Here is a 13,840-nt window from a genome sequence, read left to right on the forward strand (position 1 = left end):
GGCCCCTAGTCGGCATTGCTGTCCGTTTCGTGCATGGTCGTCAGGATCTCCCCGTACAGACGCATGAGCCGCTCAGCCTGCTCCCCTTCGATCTGCCGGGCGGCAAGACAGCGTGCAAAGACTTCCGTCTCGCTCAGCTCTTCAAGATTTTTGCCGGTATCGTCCAGACTGGGCTGGCAGTCCTGGAGCCGGGCGTTGCGTATTTTCAACACCCTGATGTCGCTGCCGGCAACGGCATCCTCCACTTTCTGGCGCAGACTGCCTTCCAGATCGTCCCCCGTATAGATGACCTCCAGCCAGGCGGAGCCGCCATTGTCGCGCAAGTCGGCCAGGCGCTGCCCTATCTCCCGCATGGAGCCGCTCACCCGCTCCAGATGCTGGAATTCCGGCACAGGCAACAGTTCCACCCGGGGCCGCCTTCCCTCGAAATCGACCAGGCAGACGCTCTTGGGCTGACCGGCTTCACCAAAGCCCATGGGCAGGGGCGAACCGCTGTAGCGCATGTGCTCCCTGGAATCCACCCGTTGCGGCACATGCAGATGCCCCAGGGCAAGATAGTCGATGGCCGGAGGAAAGATGGTCACAGGCACATGGGCCAGCGAGCCCACATAGAGCTCGCGCACGCCATCTCCTTCCACCGTACGGCCTCCGGCGGTGAAGAGGTGGCCCATGCACAGCAGCGGGATATCATTGCCGGCCTCCATGCGGATCTGATCCGCCTGGGCCACGAGCTGGCCGTAGTGCCTGCGGATGGCCTCCTGCATCTTGGCTTCCTTGTCGGCTACGCTCTCCCCTTCTTCCACGAGGCGCATATCGGCGTCACGCAGAAAGGGGACAGCGCAGACCACAAGGCAGACCCTGTTCTGGGCGTCGCGCAGGACCTTGATCTCGTCGGCCGGATCGTCGGGCAGACTGCCCACCACATGGACATCCAGGACCTGCAGGATATGGCGTGAAGCACCCAGCATGGACGGTGAATCATGATTGCCGGCGGTGATGACCACATGGCGGCAGGGGGAAAGATAGACCTGGCGCAAAAAATCATAGTACAGACGCTGCGCCCTGTTGCTGGGCGTCCCCGTATCGAAGACATCACCGGAAACGACAAGGACATCCACCTGTTTTTCCTGCAGGGTACGGGCAAGCCAGCCCAAAAAGGCCGCGAATTCCTCATAGCGTTTCTGGCCGAAAAGCGACCGTCCGAGGTGCCAGTCCGAGGTATGGAGTACGCGCATGATACAAAAGCCGTGTTGTGCCGGAGCCCGGCGATGAGGGGACTGAAAGCCGCTACCGGAGCGACCATTCCAGTTATAAGACCGAAAAAAAGGCCTGTGAAGGCCCGGGCTGCAGGAAAAGTCCTGACGAAAAAGCCCTGCTTGCGCAGGGCATTCCGTCAATAGGCGTTAATATATTCGTCCAGACTGCCGGCGGAACAGTTGCGGCTGACCCAGAACGCGGATGCCCAGACCATGAGCGCCGTGGCCTGCGTATCGTCCAGGCTTTTGAGCTTGCTCTCCAGACTGGAGCGGCTGGCGCCGTGCCTGAGATGCAGGTTGTTGAGATCGCACGCATCATTGACCCGCAACAACAGATAGGACAGGCGCGTATGGTCAGGCAGCAGGCGCGTATCCTTGTGGGCTTCCACGATGGTCTTCAGCTCGGCCGCGGTGAACATCTGCTTGATGGCTGTCATGGCCCGGAAAAACGTATCCACAGCCCAGGGTAGGATGAACTCTGCCCCGGCGCTCTTGGTACGGAAATAATCCTTGAGCCAGCGTTCCTGCTCGTCATTGATGCGTGCTGCTACCTGTGGCATGGGTCCCCCGTAGACGTCTGCAGGACATCAGCGTCCCGCGAACATTGGCAGCAGCCTAGCGCAGGGGCCGCCGGAACTCAAGATATTTTCTAGAAAATATCTTGCATTCCGTACAGGCGGCCGGGCTGCTGACCGGCAAGCCAGCGGGCGGCACGCAGGGCGCCCTGGGCAAAGGTTTCGCGCGAATGGGCCTGATGCGTCACTTCGATACGCTCGCCCGGCCCCATGAAATAGACCGTGTGCACCCCCACCACATCACCGCCGCGGATGGCCTGGATGCCGATCTGCACCTTGGGACGTTCGCCGATGATACCGTCACGGGCGGAGCAGCGCACCTCGTCCAGCTCCCAGCCGCGGGCTTCGGCCAGGCATTCGCCCAGACGCAGGGCCGTACCGCTGGGCGAATCCTTCTTGCGATTGTGGTGCAGCTCCACCATCTCGATATCATACTTGTCGCCGAGGGCGCGGGTCAGTTCAGGCAGGACCTTGAGCAGCACATTGACGCCAATGCTCATATTGGGGGCCCAGAAGATGCGGCAGGTCCCGGCCAGCTGCGCCAGCTCCTGCTTTTGCTCATTGCTGAGACCCGTCGTACCGATGACGTGGGCCGCACCGAATTTCGCCACGCTGCGGGCCGTGGCCAGGCTGACCTCGGGTGCCGAAAAGTCGATGACGACCGCCTTGCTGCCCACGCTCTGCAACAGGTCTTCCACATCCTGGGTCACCGGACACGGCAGGGAGGCCAGAGCCGCGGCAAACTCGCTGCGTTCCACCACGCCCGCCAGCGTGTAGGCGGGATCTTCCTGCACCAGAGTGCAGATGGTACGTCCCATGCGCCCGTTGGCGCCCATGACGATGATCGGCATGCTCATGTTTCACCTATCCTGTTAGATTGAGGGTTAGACGGCCGTCCTGTCCGCCAGCAGCTCCAGAAAAGCTGCCTCATCCAGAACGTCGATGCCCAGACTGCGGGCCTTTTCCAGCTTGCTGCCGGGATTTTCACCCACGATGAGGATATCCAGTTTTTTGCTGACGCTGCCCAGTACCGTCGCACCGGCCTCTTCAGCCAGCTGTTTGGCCTTGCTGCGGGGCATGGAGAGCGTCCCGGTAAAGAGGACCTTCTTTCCCCGCAGGGGGCCGTCGTCCGTGGGCGACTGCGCTTCCCTGACGGCCGCGGGCCACAGGCCCGCTTCACGCAGGCCTGACAGCATATGCTGGTTGGACGGGCTCGCGAAAAAGCTGCGGATGGAGCTGGCGACTTCCGGCCCTACGTCCGGCAGCTCCAGCAGACGCTGCGTACCGGCGGCCGCCAGAGCGTCCATATCAGCAAAGTTTTCTGCCAGCAGGCGGGCGGTCTGCTCGCCCACATGGCGGATGCCAAGGGCGCTGACGAGGCGGGCCAGCGTGGCATTGTGGCGGGCATCATCAAAGGCATCCACGATTTTTTGGGCCAGCACCTCGCCCATGCGTTCAAAGGGGAGCAGGTCCTGCACGGTGAGCCGGAACAACTGTTCCGGGCTGCTGACGCGGCCGCTGCTGACCAGCTGCTCTATCCACTTCTGCCCCACCCCCTGCACATCCAGCCCGGCCTTGGAAACAAAATGACAGATGGAGCGCAGCCGCACGGCCGGACAGGAGATATTGCCGCAACGCCAGGCCGCCTCACCGGGCTCGCGGTGGGCCGCCTCCCCGCAGACCGGGCAAACATGCGGAAAGGCAAAGGGCCGCGCTCCTGCGGGGCGTTCCTCCAGCACCGGGCCCACCACTTCGGGGATGACGTCGCCCGCCCGCTGGACGATGACCGTATCACCGACGCGCACATCCTTGGCCTGGATCTCGTCTTCATTATGCAGTGTCGCGCGGGTGACCATGACCCCGCCCACGGCCACCGGCTCCAGCAGGGCCACCGGCGTCAGCACGCCCGTACGCCCCACCTGGATCTCGATACCGGTCAGGCGGGTATGCACCTGCATGGCCGGGAACTTGAAGGCAATGGCAAAGCGCGGCGCCCGTGCGGTGAAGCCGAGGGCCTCCTGGGCTTCCAGATCGTCCTGCTTGGCCACAGCGCCGTCGATCTCCATGGGGAAATCCGCCCTGCCCTGCCGGACCTGTTCCACATAGGTTTCCACTGCGCCCGGGTCGGCACAGAGCCTGCCGTCAGGGGGCGTAAGGAAACCATAGTCCTGCAGACGGGCCGCCAGCTCATGCTGATAGCGGCAAGGCAGCGCCCGCCCCCAGCGGACTTCGCCCAGACTGTAGGCCAGGAAACGCAGCGGCATGGTCTGGGTATGGGAGACATCCAGCTGCCGCAAGGCACCGGCCGCCGCATTGCGCGGATTGGCCAGCAGCTTCTGGCCCAGGGACTCCCGGCGTTCATTGATGGCGGCAAAGTCTTTTTTGTAGATGACCACCTCGCCGCGCACTTCCAGACGCTCGGGGAACGGTCCCGTACCCCGCAAGCGCAGCGGGACCGTGCGGATGGTGCGCACGGCCTCGGTGACGACTTCGCCCTCCTCGCCGTCGCCGCGCGTCAGGGCTTCCTGCAGCACACCGTTTTCGTAAATGATCTCCAGGGCGAGACCGTCCAGCTTGGGATCGCACCAGAAGCTCAGGGGCGCTTCGGGCAGTGTCCTGCCCATCCGGGCCACGAATTCCTGCCATTCCTCAGCGGAAAAAACGTTGTCCAGCCCATACATGCGCTGCCGGTGGCGCTGCTTGGGCAGCCCTCCCAGCAAACCTCCCCCCACGCGCAGGGTGGGAGAATGCGGGCTGCGCCACTGGGGATAGCCATCTTCCAGAGCCTGCAGTTCCCGGAACAAGGCGTCGTATTGGTCGTCGCTGATGACCGGCTTGTCCAGGGTATGGTACAGATAATTATGATGCTCCAGTATGGTGACAAGCCATTCCATCCGCTCCCGGGGTTTGTCTGCAGGCGGTTCGGGCAGGCTCAAAGGATCCGCCGCTGGCGCGGCGGGCTGCGTCTGTGCGAGGGACGTCCCGGGATGCGCGCCAGTTCCAGGCTTTGCGGACGGATCGAAAAGAAAAAGCTGTTTGGGGCTCATGGCTACTCCGGCAAGGCGATAAGGCGTTCCCGCAACGCCCTGATGCGGTCACGCAAGGCGGCGGCGCGTTCAAACTCCAGCTCCCGGGCCGCGGCGCGCATCTCTTTTTCCAGCCGCTGGACCAGGACCGCGGTATCCTCGGCAGTCAGAGGCATGGGATCCTCCTGACGGCGTGCAGTCCGCCCCTTGCCTCTGCCCCGGGGAGCAGGATTATCCACATACAGAGCATCCAGCGGAGATTCAAGGGATTTTTGCGTGCTGCGCGGCGTAATGCCATGTTCCTGATTGTAGGCGGTCTGTTTGCCGCGGCGCCGTTCGGTCTCGTCCATGGCTGCCCGCATGGAAGCTGTCACGGTATCGGCATAGAGGATGACATGGCCATGTACATTGCGCGCGGCGCGACCAAAGGTCTGGATGAGCGAACCGGTGGAACGCAGGAAACCCTCCTTGTCGGCATCCAGGATGCAGACGAGCGAGACTTCGGGGATATCCAGGCCTTCGCGCAGCAGGTTGATGCCCACCAGGACGTCGAACTCTCCCTGCCGCAGGGCGCGGATGATCTGCAGGCGCTCCAGGGTATCGATATCCGAGTGCAGGTAGCGGGCCTTGACGCCCATATTGCAGCAATATTCGGTCAGATCCTCGGCCATGCGCTTGGTCAGGGTCGTCACCAGGACCCGTTCGCCACGCCGGACCCGCTGCCGGCATTCGCCCAGCAAATCCTCCATCTGCCCTCTGGTGGGGCGCACCTCGACTTCGGGATCCACCAGCCCCGTCGGCCGGATGATCTGCTCGGAGATGATGCCCTGGGACTGATCCCGCTCGTATTTGCCCGGCGTGGCCGATACATAGACCACCTGATGCAGCAGGGAGCGGAATTCATCGAATTGCAGAGGCCGGTTATCCAGCGCCGACGGCAGGCGGAAGCCGTAATCCACCAGGGTCTGCTTGCGCGACCTGTCCCCTTTGAACATCCCGCCCACCTGCGGCACCGTGATGTGGGATTCATCCACGAACAGGATGAAATCCTCGGGGAAATAGTTGAGCAGGCAGGAAGGCGGCTCCCCGGCCTTGCGTCCGTCCAGATGGCGGGAATAATTTTCGATGCCGTTGCAGTAGCCCAGTTCCTCGATCATTTCCAGATCGAGCTGGGTGCGCTGCTCAAGACGCTGCGCTTCCACAAGACGGCCTTTTTCCTTGAATTCCGTCAGCCGCTCCAGCAGTTCCTGCCGGATGTCGGCCGTGGTCCGTTTGAGGTTGTCCTGCGCGGACACGAAGTGGCTGGCCGGGTAGATCACGGTCTTGCCCACATCCGCCAGCACCTCGCCGGTCAGGGGATCCACCTCGCGCATGGAGTCGATATCGTCCCCGAAGAATTCGATGCGCAGTGCCCGTTCGTGATGATAGGCCGGGATGATCTCCAGCACGTCGCCGCGCACCCGAAAGGTGCCGCGGTGGAAGTCGTAGTCGTTACGCTCGTACTGGACTTCCACCAGCCGGGTGATGAGAGCATCCATGGAGAGCCGCTGCCCAACCTCCACCGGGATGATCATCCGGGCATAGAATTCGGGCGAGCCCAGGCCATAGATGCAGGATACGGAAGCGACGATGACCACATCCCGTCTGGTCAGCAGGGCATGGGTCGCCGCATGGCGCAGCTTGTCGATATTGTCATTGATGGACGAATCTTTCTCGATGTAGGTATCCGAGGCAGGAACGTAGGCTTCCGGCTGGTAGTAGTCGTAATAACTGACGAAATACTCCACCGCATTGTGCGGGAAAAATTCGCGGAATTCATTGTAGAGCTGGGCGGCCAGGGTTTTGTTGGGGGCCAGCACCAGCGCAGGACGGCCGCAGCGGGCGATGACATTGGCCATGGTGAAGGTCTTGCCGGAGCCGGTCACGCCCAGCAGGATCTGCTCCGGGACACCGGCCTCCAGATTGCTCACCAGCGAGTCGATGGCCGTCGGCTGGTCGCCCGTCGGAGCATAGGGACTGTACAGCTGAAAAGGAGAATCGTTCATACAGACTCACTGGGGATCCAGCCCCGGGCTGGATCATGACGGAACGGAGTACGCCACGGCTGCCAGGGCAGACCGGGCAGGCGGTCGCCTTTGTCTCCGGGTTCGTCACCGGAGAGCGGCACAGTCTGCCGCAGCCGGGCCAAAAATTCTTCGCGGGGGATATCCCGGGCCCCCATGGCCAGCATGTGCGGGGTCGCCTGCTGGCAGTCCAGCAAGCGGAAGCCACGGCAGCGCAGAAAGGCCACCAGACCGGCCAGGGCCGCCCGCGAGGCCTCGGGACGACAATGGAACATGGATTCCCCGAAAAAAGCACGGCCCAGCGCCACGCCGTACAGTCCGCCGACCAGCACCCCGTCCTGCCAGGCTTCCACGGAATGCGCATAGCCCAAAGCATGCAGGCGCTCGTAGGCAACGATCATCTCCGGGACGATCCATGTCCCGTCCTGGCCCCGGCGCGGGGCGGCACAGGCCCGGATGACACGCGCGAATGCCGTATCCATGGTCAGGTGGAACGGATGCTTGCGCAAGGTCCGTTCACTGCGCCGCGGCAGGGAGAATGCTTCCAGCGGCAGGATGCAGCGGGGATCGGGACACCACCACAGCAGGGGCATGTCCTCGCCGTACCAGGGAAAGATCCCCCGGCTGTAGGCTGCCAGCAGACGGGCCGGGTGCAGATCGCCGCCGGCGCACAGTATGCCTTCTCCAGTGCAGCGGCGCAGGGGAGGGAACTGCGCCGCATACAGGGCTATCAGCCTACGCATCCTTCCGTCCGTCATCCCCCTCCTCCGCCTCGTGCGCCGAAGCCGCATCGGGGTACTGGAGGACGAGCTCGTTCTCCCTGACTCCCAGACGGACAGGCCCGCCGTGGCGCAATCGGCCGAACAGTAGTTCTCCGGCCAGGGCATCCTCCACCCGGCTGCGCAGCAGCCGTCGCAACGGACGCGCGCCCATGGCGGGATCATAGCCCTTTTCCGCCAGCCAGGCACGGGCGCGGGGCGTGGTGCTCAAGCTGACCTGCCGCTCCGCCAGGCTGGCTTCGATCTCACGCAGGAATTTGTCCACGATGCGTTGCATCATGGCGGGCGTGAGGGCCCGGAACGGGATCATAGCATCGAGGCGGTTGCGGAATTCCGGGGTGAACAGGCGTTCCACAGCGCCCAGCGCCTTGCGGGCCGCATCTTCGGGCGCGGCCTTGCCAAAACCGATGCTGGCCCTGGACATCTCGAAGGTCCCGGCATTGGACGTCATGATGAGGACGGTATGGGAAAAATCCGTCTTGCGGCCGGAATTGTCCGTCAGCGTCCCGTAGTCCATGACTTGCAGCAGGATATTGAAGATATCCGGATGCGCCTTTTCGATCTCATCCAGCAGGACCACGGAATACGGCGACTTGCGCACGGCCTCGGTCAGCAGCCCGCCCTGGTCGAAACCCACATAGCCTGGAGGCGCCCCGATGAGCCGGGAAACCGTATGCGGTTCCATGTATTCGCTCATGTCGTAGCGCAGGAACTCCACCCCCATGGTCTGCGCCAGCCCACGGGCCAGCTCCGTCTTGCCCACGCCGGTGGGACCGTAGAACAGGAAGGCACCGGTCGGCCGCTGGCGCTGCCCCAGCCCCGCCCGCGAGCGCAGGATGGCGCGCACGGTCTGCTCCACGGCCTCATCCTGACCAAAGACGATATGCTTGAGGTTCTTTTCCAGACCGGCCAGCCGGGCGCGTTCCTGTCCCGAGACCGTCCTGATGGGCACTCCGGCCATGCGGGCCACGATGCGCTCCACATCGGCCACCGTGACGGCGGGCGTCCGGCGTTCGTCCTTGCGTCGCAGATCGACGGCAGCCCCCACCTCGTCCATCACGTCGATGGCTTTGTCCGGCTGCAGGCGGTCCCGTACATAGCGGCTGGAAAGATCGACGATGCTGCGCAGCACGGTCTCGCTGTAGCGTACGCGATGATGCCCCGCGTAATGGCTCTGCAAGCCGTTCAGGATGGCGAGGCAGTCCTCGGCATCGGGTTCGCCCACATCGATGCGCTGGAAACGGCGGGCCAGGGCCCGGTCCTTTTCCAGATGGTTGCGGAACTCCTCATGGGTCGTCGAACCGATACAGCGCAGCTCGCCGCTGGCCAGTACGGGCTTGAGCAGGTTGGAGGCATCCATGGAGCCGCCGGAAGTGGCTCCGGCGCCTACGATGGTGTGGATCTCGTCGATGAAGACCACTGCATCGGGGACATGTCTCAATTCTTCAACTATAGCTTTAAGCCTACTCTCGAATTCTCCCCGATAGCGGGTCCCGGCCAGGATCAGGCCCATATCGAGGGCGTAGATTTTGACATCCTTGAACTTCGCGGGCACCTTGCCCTGGGCGATGCGCAGGGCAAGCCCTTCGGCCAGAGCCGTCTTGCCCACGCCGGGATCGCCCACGAACAGGGGATTGTTCTTGCGCCGCCGGCACAGGACCTCGATGGCCCGGTCAAGCTCCTCCTGACGGCCCACGAGGGGATCGATCTTGCCTTCCCGCGCTCGGGCTGTCAGTTCGGTAGCGTATTTTTCCAGAGCATTCTCCCCGGCTTCGCCATCTTCCCTAGCCGCTTCAGGAGACACGCCGCGGGACCCGCCCCCTTCCGGCATGCCGTGGGAAATGAAGGTCAGCGCGTCCAGCCGGTCCACACCCTGCCGGGTCAGAAAATAATGGGCGTAACTGTCTTCCTCGTCCAGGATGGCCACGAAAAGGTCCCCCAGCTCCACCTGGCTCCTGCCGGAAGCGTGGATATGGCCCAGAGCGCGTTCCAGCACCCGCTGCACGCCGGCCGTCTGGTGGATCTCGTGTTCGCCTTCACCGGGCAGTACCTGCATCTCGTTACGAAAAAAACCTTCCAGCTGTTCGCGCAACACGGCCACGCTGGCCCCGCTGCCTTCCAGCAGCAAGCGCCCCGGAGCAACCGTCGTCAATGAGAACAGGAGGTGTTCCACCGTCAGCAGTTCATGTCGGCGACGCTGCACTTCCTGTGCGGCAACTTTCAAAACTTCCTGAACAGCAGCACTGAGCATAAGATCCTCAACGGTATTTTTCCATGGTGCAACGCAGGGGAAAGCCCGCCGCGCGAGCCCGCCGCCTGACGAGCGCCACCTTGGTTTCCGCTATTTCATGAGTGTACACGCCGCACTGGCCAATGCCTTTCTGATGCACCGCCAGCATGATGGCCGTGGCCTCTTCCGGTGTCTTGCGGAAGATGTCGCACAGGATACCGACCACAAAATCCATACTGGTATAGTCGTCATTATGGAGCAGCACCACATAGCGGTCGGGCTCCTTGATCTTCTTCTTGACGACGGTCGCGGTATCCGTTCCCTGTTCGTTCCAGGTTTCATCGGCCATGGGACGTATCCTCCACTGTAGGCAGGCCCAGACTCCGCCGCCAGCGGGCCAGCTCACCGGGCGGGAAGACGAAGGACAGGTCGGGCGGCAGATGGTTGCGCTGCCGCCATTCCTGGTGCAGATAATGATAACTTTGTGTACTGACGGGCTGTCCGTCAAGTCCCAGCAGGCGTTCCAGACGCAGGATCGCGTCTTCCGGCCCCTCCAGCTCGACCACCTGTGCAAAGGGGACGGTATCCATATCGATGCTGGTCTGTTCCAGCGTCCACGTCTCCCGGATCTTTTCGTAGCAGGCACGGACCTCGTAGCCCAGCCCTGTCAGGATGGCGTGCATCTGCCCGGCATCCGGCACGAGGCTCTCCTTTTCTTCGCGCACCTTGAAGGCCGCGTCCGGCGCCGAAAGGGGCGGTAATTTGAGCGTCAGCACGTTCTGTGTATGGTCGCGCCATTCCTGTGTCCGCAGGCGCAGCAGACGATGGCCGGCACGCAGGGAGCCGTCCGGCAGGTCATAGAGGCGGTTCCGCTCCAGATGGGCCTGTCCGCCGTGCGCGCCGCACTGGCGCAGGCGCTGCCGCAGGACGTCGAAATCCACATCGAGATATTTGCGTTCCACTTCAAGAGGCATGGTCTGCTCACTATTTGCGATGAAAAAGTTTCTGCTGCAGGGCCGCGATGGTGGCGATCCCGCCCTTGCCGGGATGGACAAGAGGCTCGAAGCCCAGACGGCGCGCCTGCGCCAGGCGGAGGTCATGGCCAGCCACAGGGCGCACTTGACCGTTGAGGTCCACTTCGCCCCAGAGGACGCATTTTTCCGGCAAGGGCACATCGTAGTAGGACGACAGCACCGCCGCCACCAGGGCCAGATCCAGCCCCGGTTCCTGCAGCTTCATGCCGCCGCCGACCTTGGCATAGATATCCACCTGACCGAAATTGAGCTTGAGGCGCTTTTCCAGCACAGCCAGCAGCAGGTGCAGCCTGTTGGCATCAAAGCCCAGGGCCGCGCGGCGAGGGATGCTGAGGAAGGTCCGGGCCACCAGGGCCTGGACCTCGACGGCCAGCGGGCGCTGCCCGTCCACGGCCATGACCACGGCCGTGCCGGACAGGGAGGCATCGCGATCCCCCAGAAAAAACGTGGAAGGATCGTCCACCACTTCCATGCCCTTGCCGCCCATGCGGAACACCAGCAGCTCTTCATTGGGGCCAAAACGGTTCTTGAACACGCGCAGCAGGCGGAACATCTGGCGACGGTCGCCTTCCAGGGAGATGACCGTATCCACCATGTGTTCCAGCAGACGGGGCCCGGCCAGGACGCCGTCCTTGGTCACATGTCCCACCAGGACCAGCGTGACGCCCAGACGGCGGCAGGTTTCCAGCAGGGCCATGCTCACGGCGCGCACCTGGGTGACGTTGCCGGGCAGGCCTTCGGCATCGACACTACTCAGGGTCTGCACCGAATCCACCACCAGCAGCCGGGGCGGCGCGAGCTCCAGCGCCGCGAGGACCTCCTCCACCGAGGAAGTGGACAGGGCCAGCAGCCTGTCATGCAGGACGCCCAGGCGCTGGCCGCGGGCTTTGATCTGCGGCAGGGATTCCTCGCCGCTGGCATAGATGACCCTGCCTCCCTGGGCAGCCACCTGCCCGGCCACCTGCAGCAGGAGCGTGGATTTGCCGATGCCCGGCTCTCCGCCGATGAGGATGGCGGCCCCGGGGACCAGCCCTTTGCCCAGCACCCTGTCCAGCGAGGCTATGCCGCTGGGATAGGGATGATGGCCGCTCTCCGCCACCTCCTGCAAAGGGACGGGCCGGTTGCCCTGCGACAGAGGCGCGCGGTGGCCGACGCGCGCAAGCGCTTTGGGCTGCGCCGCGGCCTGCAGGGTATTCCACTCATGGCAACCGGGGCATTGACCGCGCCATTGCAATGTTTGCGCACCACAGGCAGAGCAGATGAAAACTTCTCTCGTTTTAGCCATGGCACAAACGTAAAAAAAAAGTGCAAGCCATGCAAGCGAATTACGATGACAGTTTTTGCGATCTGCGACGTTGCAGTCTTGCGTCCTGCATGATGCGCTTTTGCGTCGCCACGATGCTGATTGTGCATTCTGTCACACAGCGGCATCCCTCGCGAAATGGCTCTCCTCCCCTGCGCAGCCCAGGAAAAGCTCGTGAACCACGGCACGGCAGGCAGCAGCACGGCTCGCGTCCGGAGTGGCAGCCGGGACGGAAAGCCGAAAAAAAGCCCCTTCGAAAAGGGGCCGTAAAACAGGGGGAAGGGATTGGGAGGACTGCTAGCGGGGCAGCGGGACCCCCTTTTGGGCATCCACTATGGCAACATAGAATTCGCTGACCTCACTAGGCGGCTCCGTGAACACCACCATGAAGGGCGCGCTGGCTCCAGGCAGCAGAGTCACATTGGCGCCCTGCTCCTTCTCAGGATCCGCCAGACGATCCGTCATGGCTTCCTTGTCCAGGACGGTCAGCTGCAGGGGCGTGAGCTGGCTCCCCGCGATCTGCCGGCGCGAGGCCAGCACGTTCTGGCTCTGGCCGTACAGGATAGCCTCCACAGTGATCATACTCACCGGCTGGGGGAATTCATTGACCACCCTGCCGTCGATGATGAGGATCTTGCCCATTTTTTCGTTATTCACATAGTACTGGCGCACATCCTTCATGGTCAGCAGGGAGATGTTCTCCGACGTGGCGGCGCTGCCCTGCACCGGCGTCAGGGGATGTTCGCGCCAGCAGTACCAGTAGACAGCGGCCCCGACGCTGACCAGCAGCAAGAGGAGCATCAGCCAGAACAGACGACGGCCTTTGGGGCGGGGCCGTTCCACCGCATCGGGGAGCAGATCCGGGATGGGATCGGCTGCGGGTTCGGGCAGCTGCAGGGCAAAAACCGTCTTGCAGACGGAACAACGCAATTTCGCGCCGGGACGGGCAAGGTCTTCCGGCAGATTGAAGCGGCTGGCACAATGAGGGCACTGAATTTCCATCTCTGGCTCCACAAGAACGGCAGGTCTAGTCCCCGGAAGGCTCGAAAACAAGCTCTTCCACATCGGGAAGTGCCCGATATTTTTCTGCATAATCAAGGCCATAGCCGACAAGGAAACCCTGCTTCAGCTCAAAGCCGGCAAAATCCACACGCACGTCGACTTCACGGCGCTCCTTCTTGTCCACCAGAGCCGCCAGACGCAGGCTGCGCGCACCGCGGGCTTGGAACTGGTGCAGCAGGAACTGCATGGACAGGCCGCTGTCCACGATATCCTCGACGATCAGCACATGTTTGTCGGCGATATTGCAGTCCACGTCCTTGCTGAACACCACATGGCGGGAGCTGCTAGTACCCTTGCCGTAGCTGGCCAGCCTGACGAAATCCAGTTCCAGATTCTCCGAACGCATGGCCCGGACAAGATCGGTGAAAAAGAACGCCGCACCCTTCAGGACACATACGGCCACCAGGGGCTCGTCGCCGTAACAGGCGTCGATCTCGGCCGCCATGGCGCGCACCCGCTCTGCGATCTGTTCAGCGGTATAGACCGTCTTGCGCTGCACGATCTGGTTCATG

At 63.0% G+C, this 13,840-nt stretch carries 12 protein-coding genes; all 12 read right to left on the reverse strand.

The window, feature by feature from the left end; all coding sequences use genetic code 11:
- Positions 1 to 5 precede the first annotated feature (5 nt).
- Complete coding sequence (locus Q1X76_RS00205) at positions 6 to 1,235, reverse strand: exonuclease SbcCD subunit D C-terminal domain-containing protein (protein ID WP_300717363.1); 1,230 nt, start codon at positions 1,233 to 1,235, stop codon at positions 6 to 8.
- A 158-nt stretch (positions 1,236 to 1,393) separates the two neighbouring features.
- A complete protein-coding gene (locus Q1X76_RS00210; protein ID WP_300717364.1) occupies positions 1,394 to 1,816 on the reverse strand; it encodes a hypothetical protein in 423 nt (140 codons plus the stop codon).
- A gap of 89 nt (positions 1,817 to 1,905) precedes the next feature.
- Positions 1,906 to 2,688: a 4-hydroxy-tetrahydrodipicolinate reductase gene (gene dapB / locus Q1X76_RS00215; protein WP_300717365.1), complete on the reverse strand. Its 783-nt coding sequence runs from the start codon at positions 2,686 to 2,688 to the stop codon at positions 1,906 to 1,908.
- Positions 2,689 to 2,715: 27 nt separating this feature from the next.
- Entirely contained in the window at positions 2,716 to 4,725 is a 2,010-nt protein-coding gene (gene ligA / locus Q1X76_RS00220) for an NAD-dependent DNA ligase LigA (RefSeq protein ID WP_300717366.1), read from the reverse strand.
- A gap of 155 nt (positions 4,726 to 4,880) precedes the next feature.
- Entirely contained in the window at positions 4,881 to 6,902 is a 2,022-nt protein-coding gene (uvrB, locus tag Q1X76_RS00225; protein ID WP_300717367.1) for an excinuclease ABC subunit UvrB, read from the reverse strand.
- Positions 6,899 to 7,663 (reverse strand): leucyl/phenylalanyl-tRNA--protein transferase, encoded by a 765-nt coding sequence (gene aat, locus Q1X76_RS00230; RefSeq protein ID WP_300717368.1) that lies wholly within the window; start codon positions 7,661 to 7,663, stop codon positions 6,899 to 6,901. The genes uvrB and aat overlap by 4 nt, the downstream gene beginning before the upstream one ends.
- On the reverse strand, positions 7,656 to 9,950 hold the full coding sequence (gene clpA / locus Q1X76_RS00235) for an ATP-dependent Clp protease ATP-binding subunit ClpA (protein WP_300717369.1): 2,295 nt from the start codon (positions 9,948 to 9,950) through the stop codon (positions 7,656 to 7,658). Before clpA ends, aat begins: the two co-directional genes overlap by 8 nt.
- A gap of 7 nt (positions 9,951 to 9,957) precedes the next feature.
- Positions 9,958 to 10,278: an ATP-dependent Clp protease adapter ClpS gene (clpS, locus tag Q1X76_RS00240; RefSeq protein WP_300717370.1), complete on the reverse strand. Its 321-nt coding sequence runs from the start codon at positions 10,276 to 10,278 to the stop codon at positions 9,958 to 9,960.
- Positions 10,268 to 10,903 carry a class IV adenylate cyclase gene (locus Q1X76_RS00245; protein WP_300717371.1) on the reverse strand — a complete coding sequence of 212 codons (636 nt, stop codon included), beginning with the start codon at positions 10,901 to 10,903 and terminating at the stop codon, positions 10,268 to 10,270. The genes clpS and Q1X76_RS00245 overlap by 11 nt, the downstream gene beginning before the upstream one ends.
- A 10-nt stretch (positions 10,904 to 10,913) precedes the next feature.
- Positions 10,914 to 12,248 carry a DNA repair protein RadA gene (gene radA / locus Q1X76_RS00250; protein ID WP_300717372.1) on the reverse strand — a complete coding sequence of 445 codons (1,335 nt, stop codon included), beginning with the start codon at positions 12,246 to 12,248 and terminating at the stop codon, positions 10,914 to 10,916.
- A 315-nt stretch (positions 12,249 to 12,563) separates the two neighbouring features.
- Complete coding sequence (locus Q1X76_RS00255; RefSeq protein ID WP_300717373.1) at positions 12,564 to 13,268, reverse strand: DUF3426 domain-containing protein; 705 nt, start codon at positions 13,266 to 13,268, stop codon at positions 12,564 to 12,566.
- A 25-nt stretch (positions 13,269 to 13,293) separates the two neighbouring features.
- Positions 13,294 to 13,839, reverse strand: coding sequence for a hypoxanthine phosphoribosyltransferase (hpt, locus tag Q1X76_RS00260; RefSeq protein ID WP_300717374.1), 546 nt, complete (start codon positions 13,837 to 13,839; stop codon positions 13,294 to 13,296).
- Position 13,840: the final 1 nt, after the last annotated feature.

This window comes from uncultured Desulfovibrio sp., from assembly GCF_949282365.1.
In the GTDB taxonomy this organism is placed as follows: domain Bacteria; phylum Desulfobacterota; class Desulfovibrionia; order Desulfovibrionales; family Desulfovibrionaceae; genus Desulfovibrio.

Coding starts and splice junctions, on each gene's coding strand:
- Q1X76_RS00205 (WP_300717363.1), bottom strand. CDS start 1,235: ATGCGCGTACTCCATACCTCGGACTGGCACCTCGGACGGTCGCTTTTC.
- Q1X76_RS00210 (WP_300717364.1), bottom strand. CDS start 1,816: ATGCCACAGGTAGCAGCACGCATCAATGACGAGCAGGAACGCTGGCTC.
- dapB (WP_300717365.1), bottom strand. CDS start 2,688: ATGAGCATGCCGATCATCGTCATGGGCGCCAACGGGCGCATGGGACGT.
- ligA (WP_300717366.1), bottom strand. CDS start 4,725: ATGGAATGGCTTGTCACCATACTGGAGCATCATAATTATCTGTACCAT.
- uvrB (WP_300717367.1), bottom strand. CDS start 6,902: ATGAACGATTCTCCTTTTCAGCTGTACAGTCCCTATGCTCCGACGGGC.
- aat (WP_300717368.1), bottom strand. CDS start 7,663: ATGCGTAGGCTGATAGCCCTGTATGCGGCGCAGTTCCCTCCCCTGCGC.
- clpA (WP_300717369.1), bottom strand. CDS start 9,950: ATGCTCAGTGCTGCTGTTCAGGAAGTTTTGAAAGTTGCCGCACAGGAA.
- clpS (WP_300717370.1), bottom strand. CDS start 10,278: ATGGCCGATGAAACCTGGAACGAACAGGGAACGGATACCGCGACCGTC.
- Q1X76_RS00245 (WP_300717371.1), bottom strand. CDS start 10,903: ATGCCTCTTGAAGTGGAACGCAAATATCTCGATGTGGATTTCGACGTC.
- radA (WP_300717372.1), bottom strand. CDS start 12,248: ATGGCTAAAACGAGAGAAGTTTTCATCTGCTCTGCCTGTGGTGCGCAA.
- Q1X76_RS00255 (WP_300717373.1), bottom strand. CDS start 13,268: ATGGAAATTCAGTGCCCTCATTGTGCCAGCCGCTTCAATCTGCCGGAA.
- hpt (WP_300717374.1), bottom strand. CDS start 13,839: ATGAACCAGATCGTGCAGCGCAAGACGGTCTATACCGCTGAACAGATC.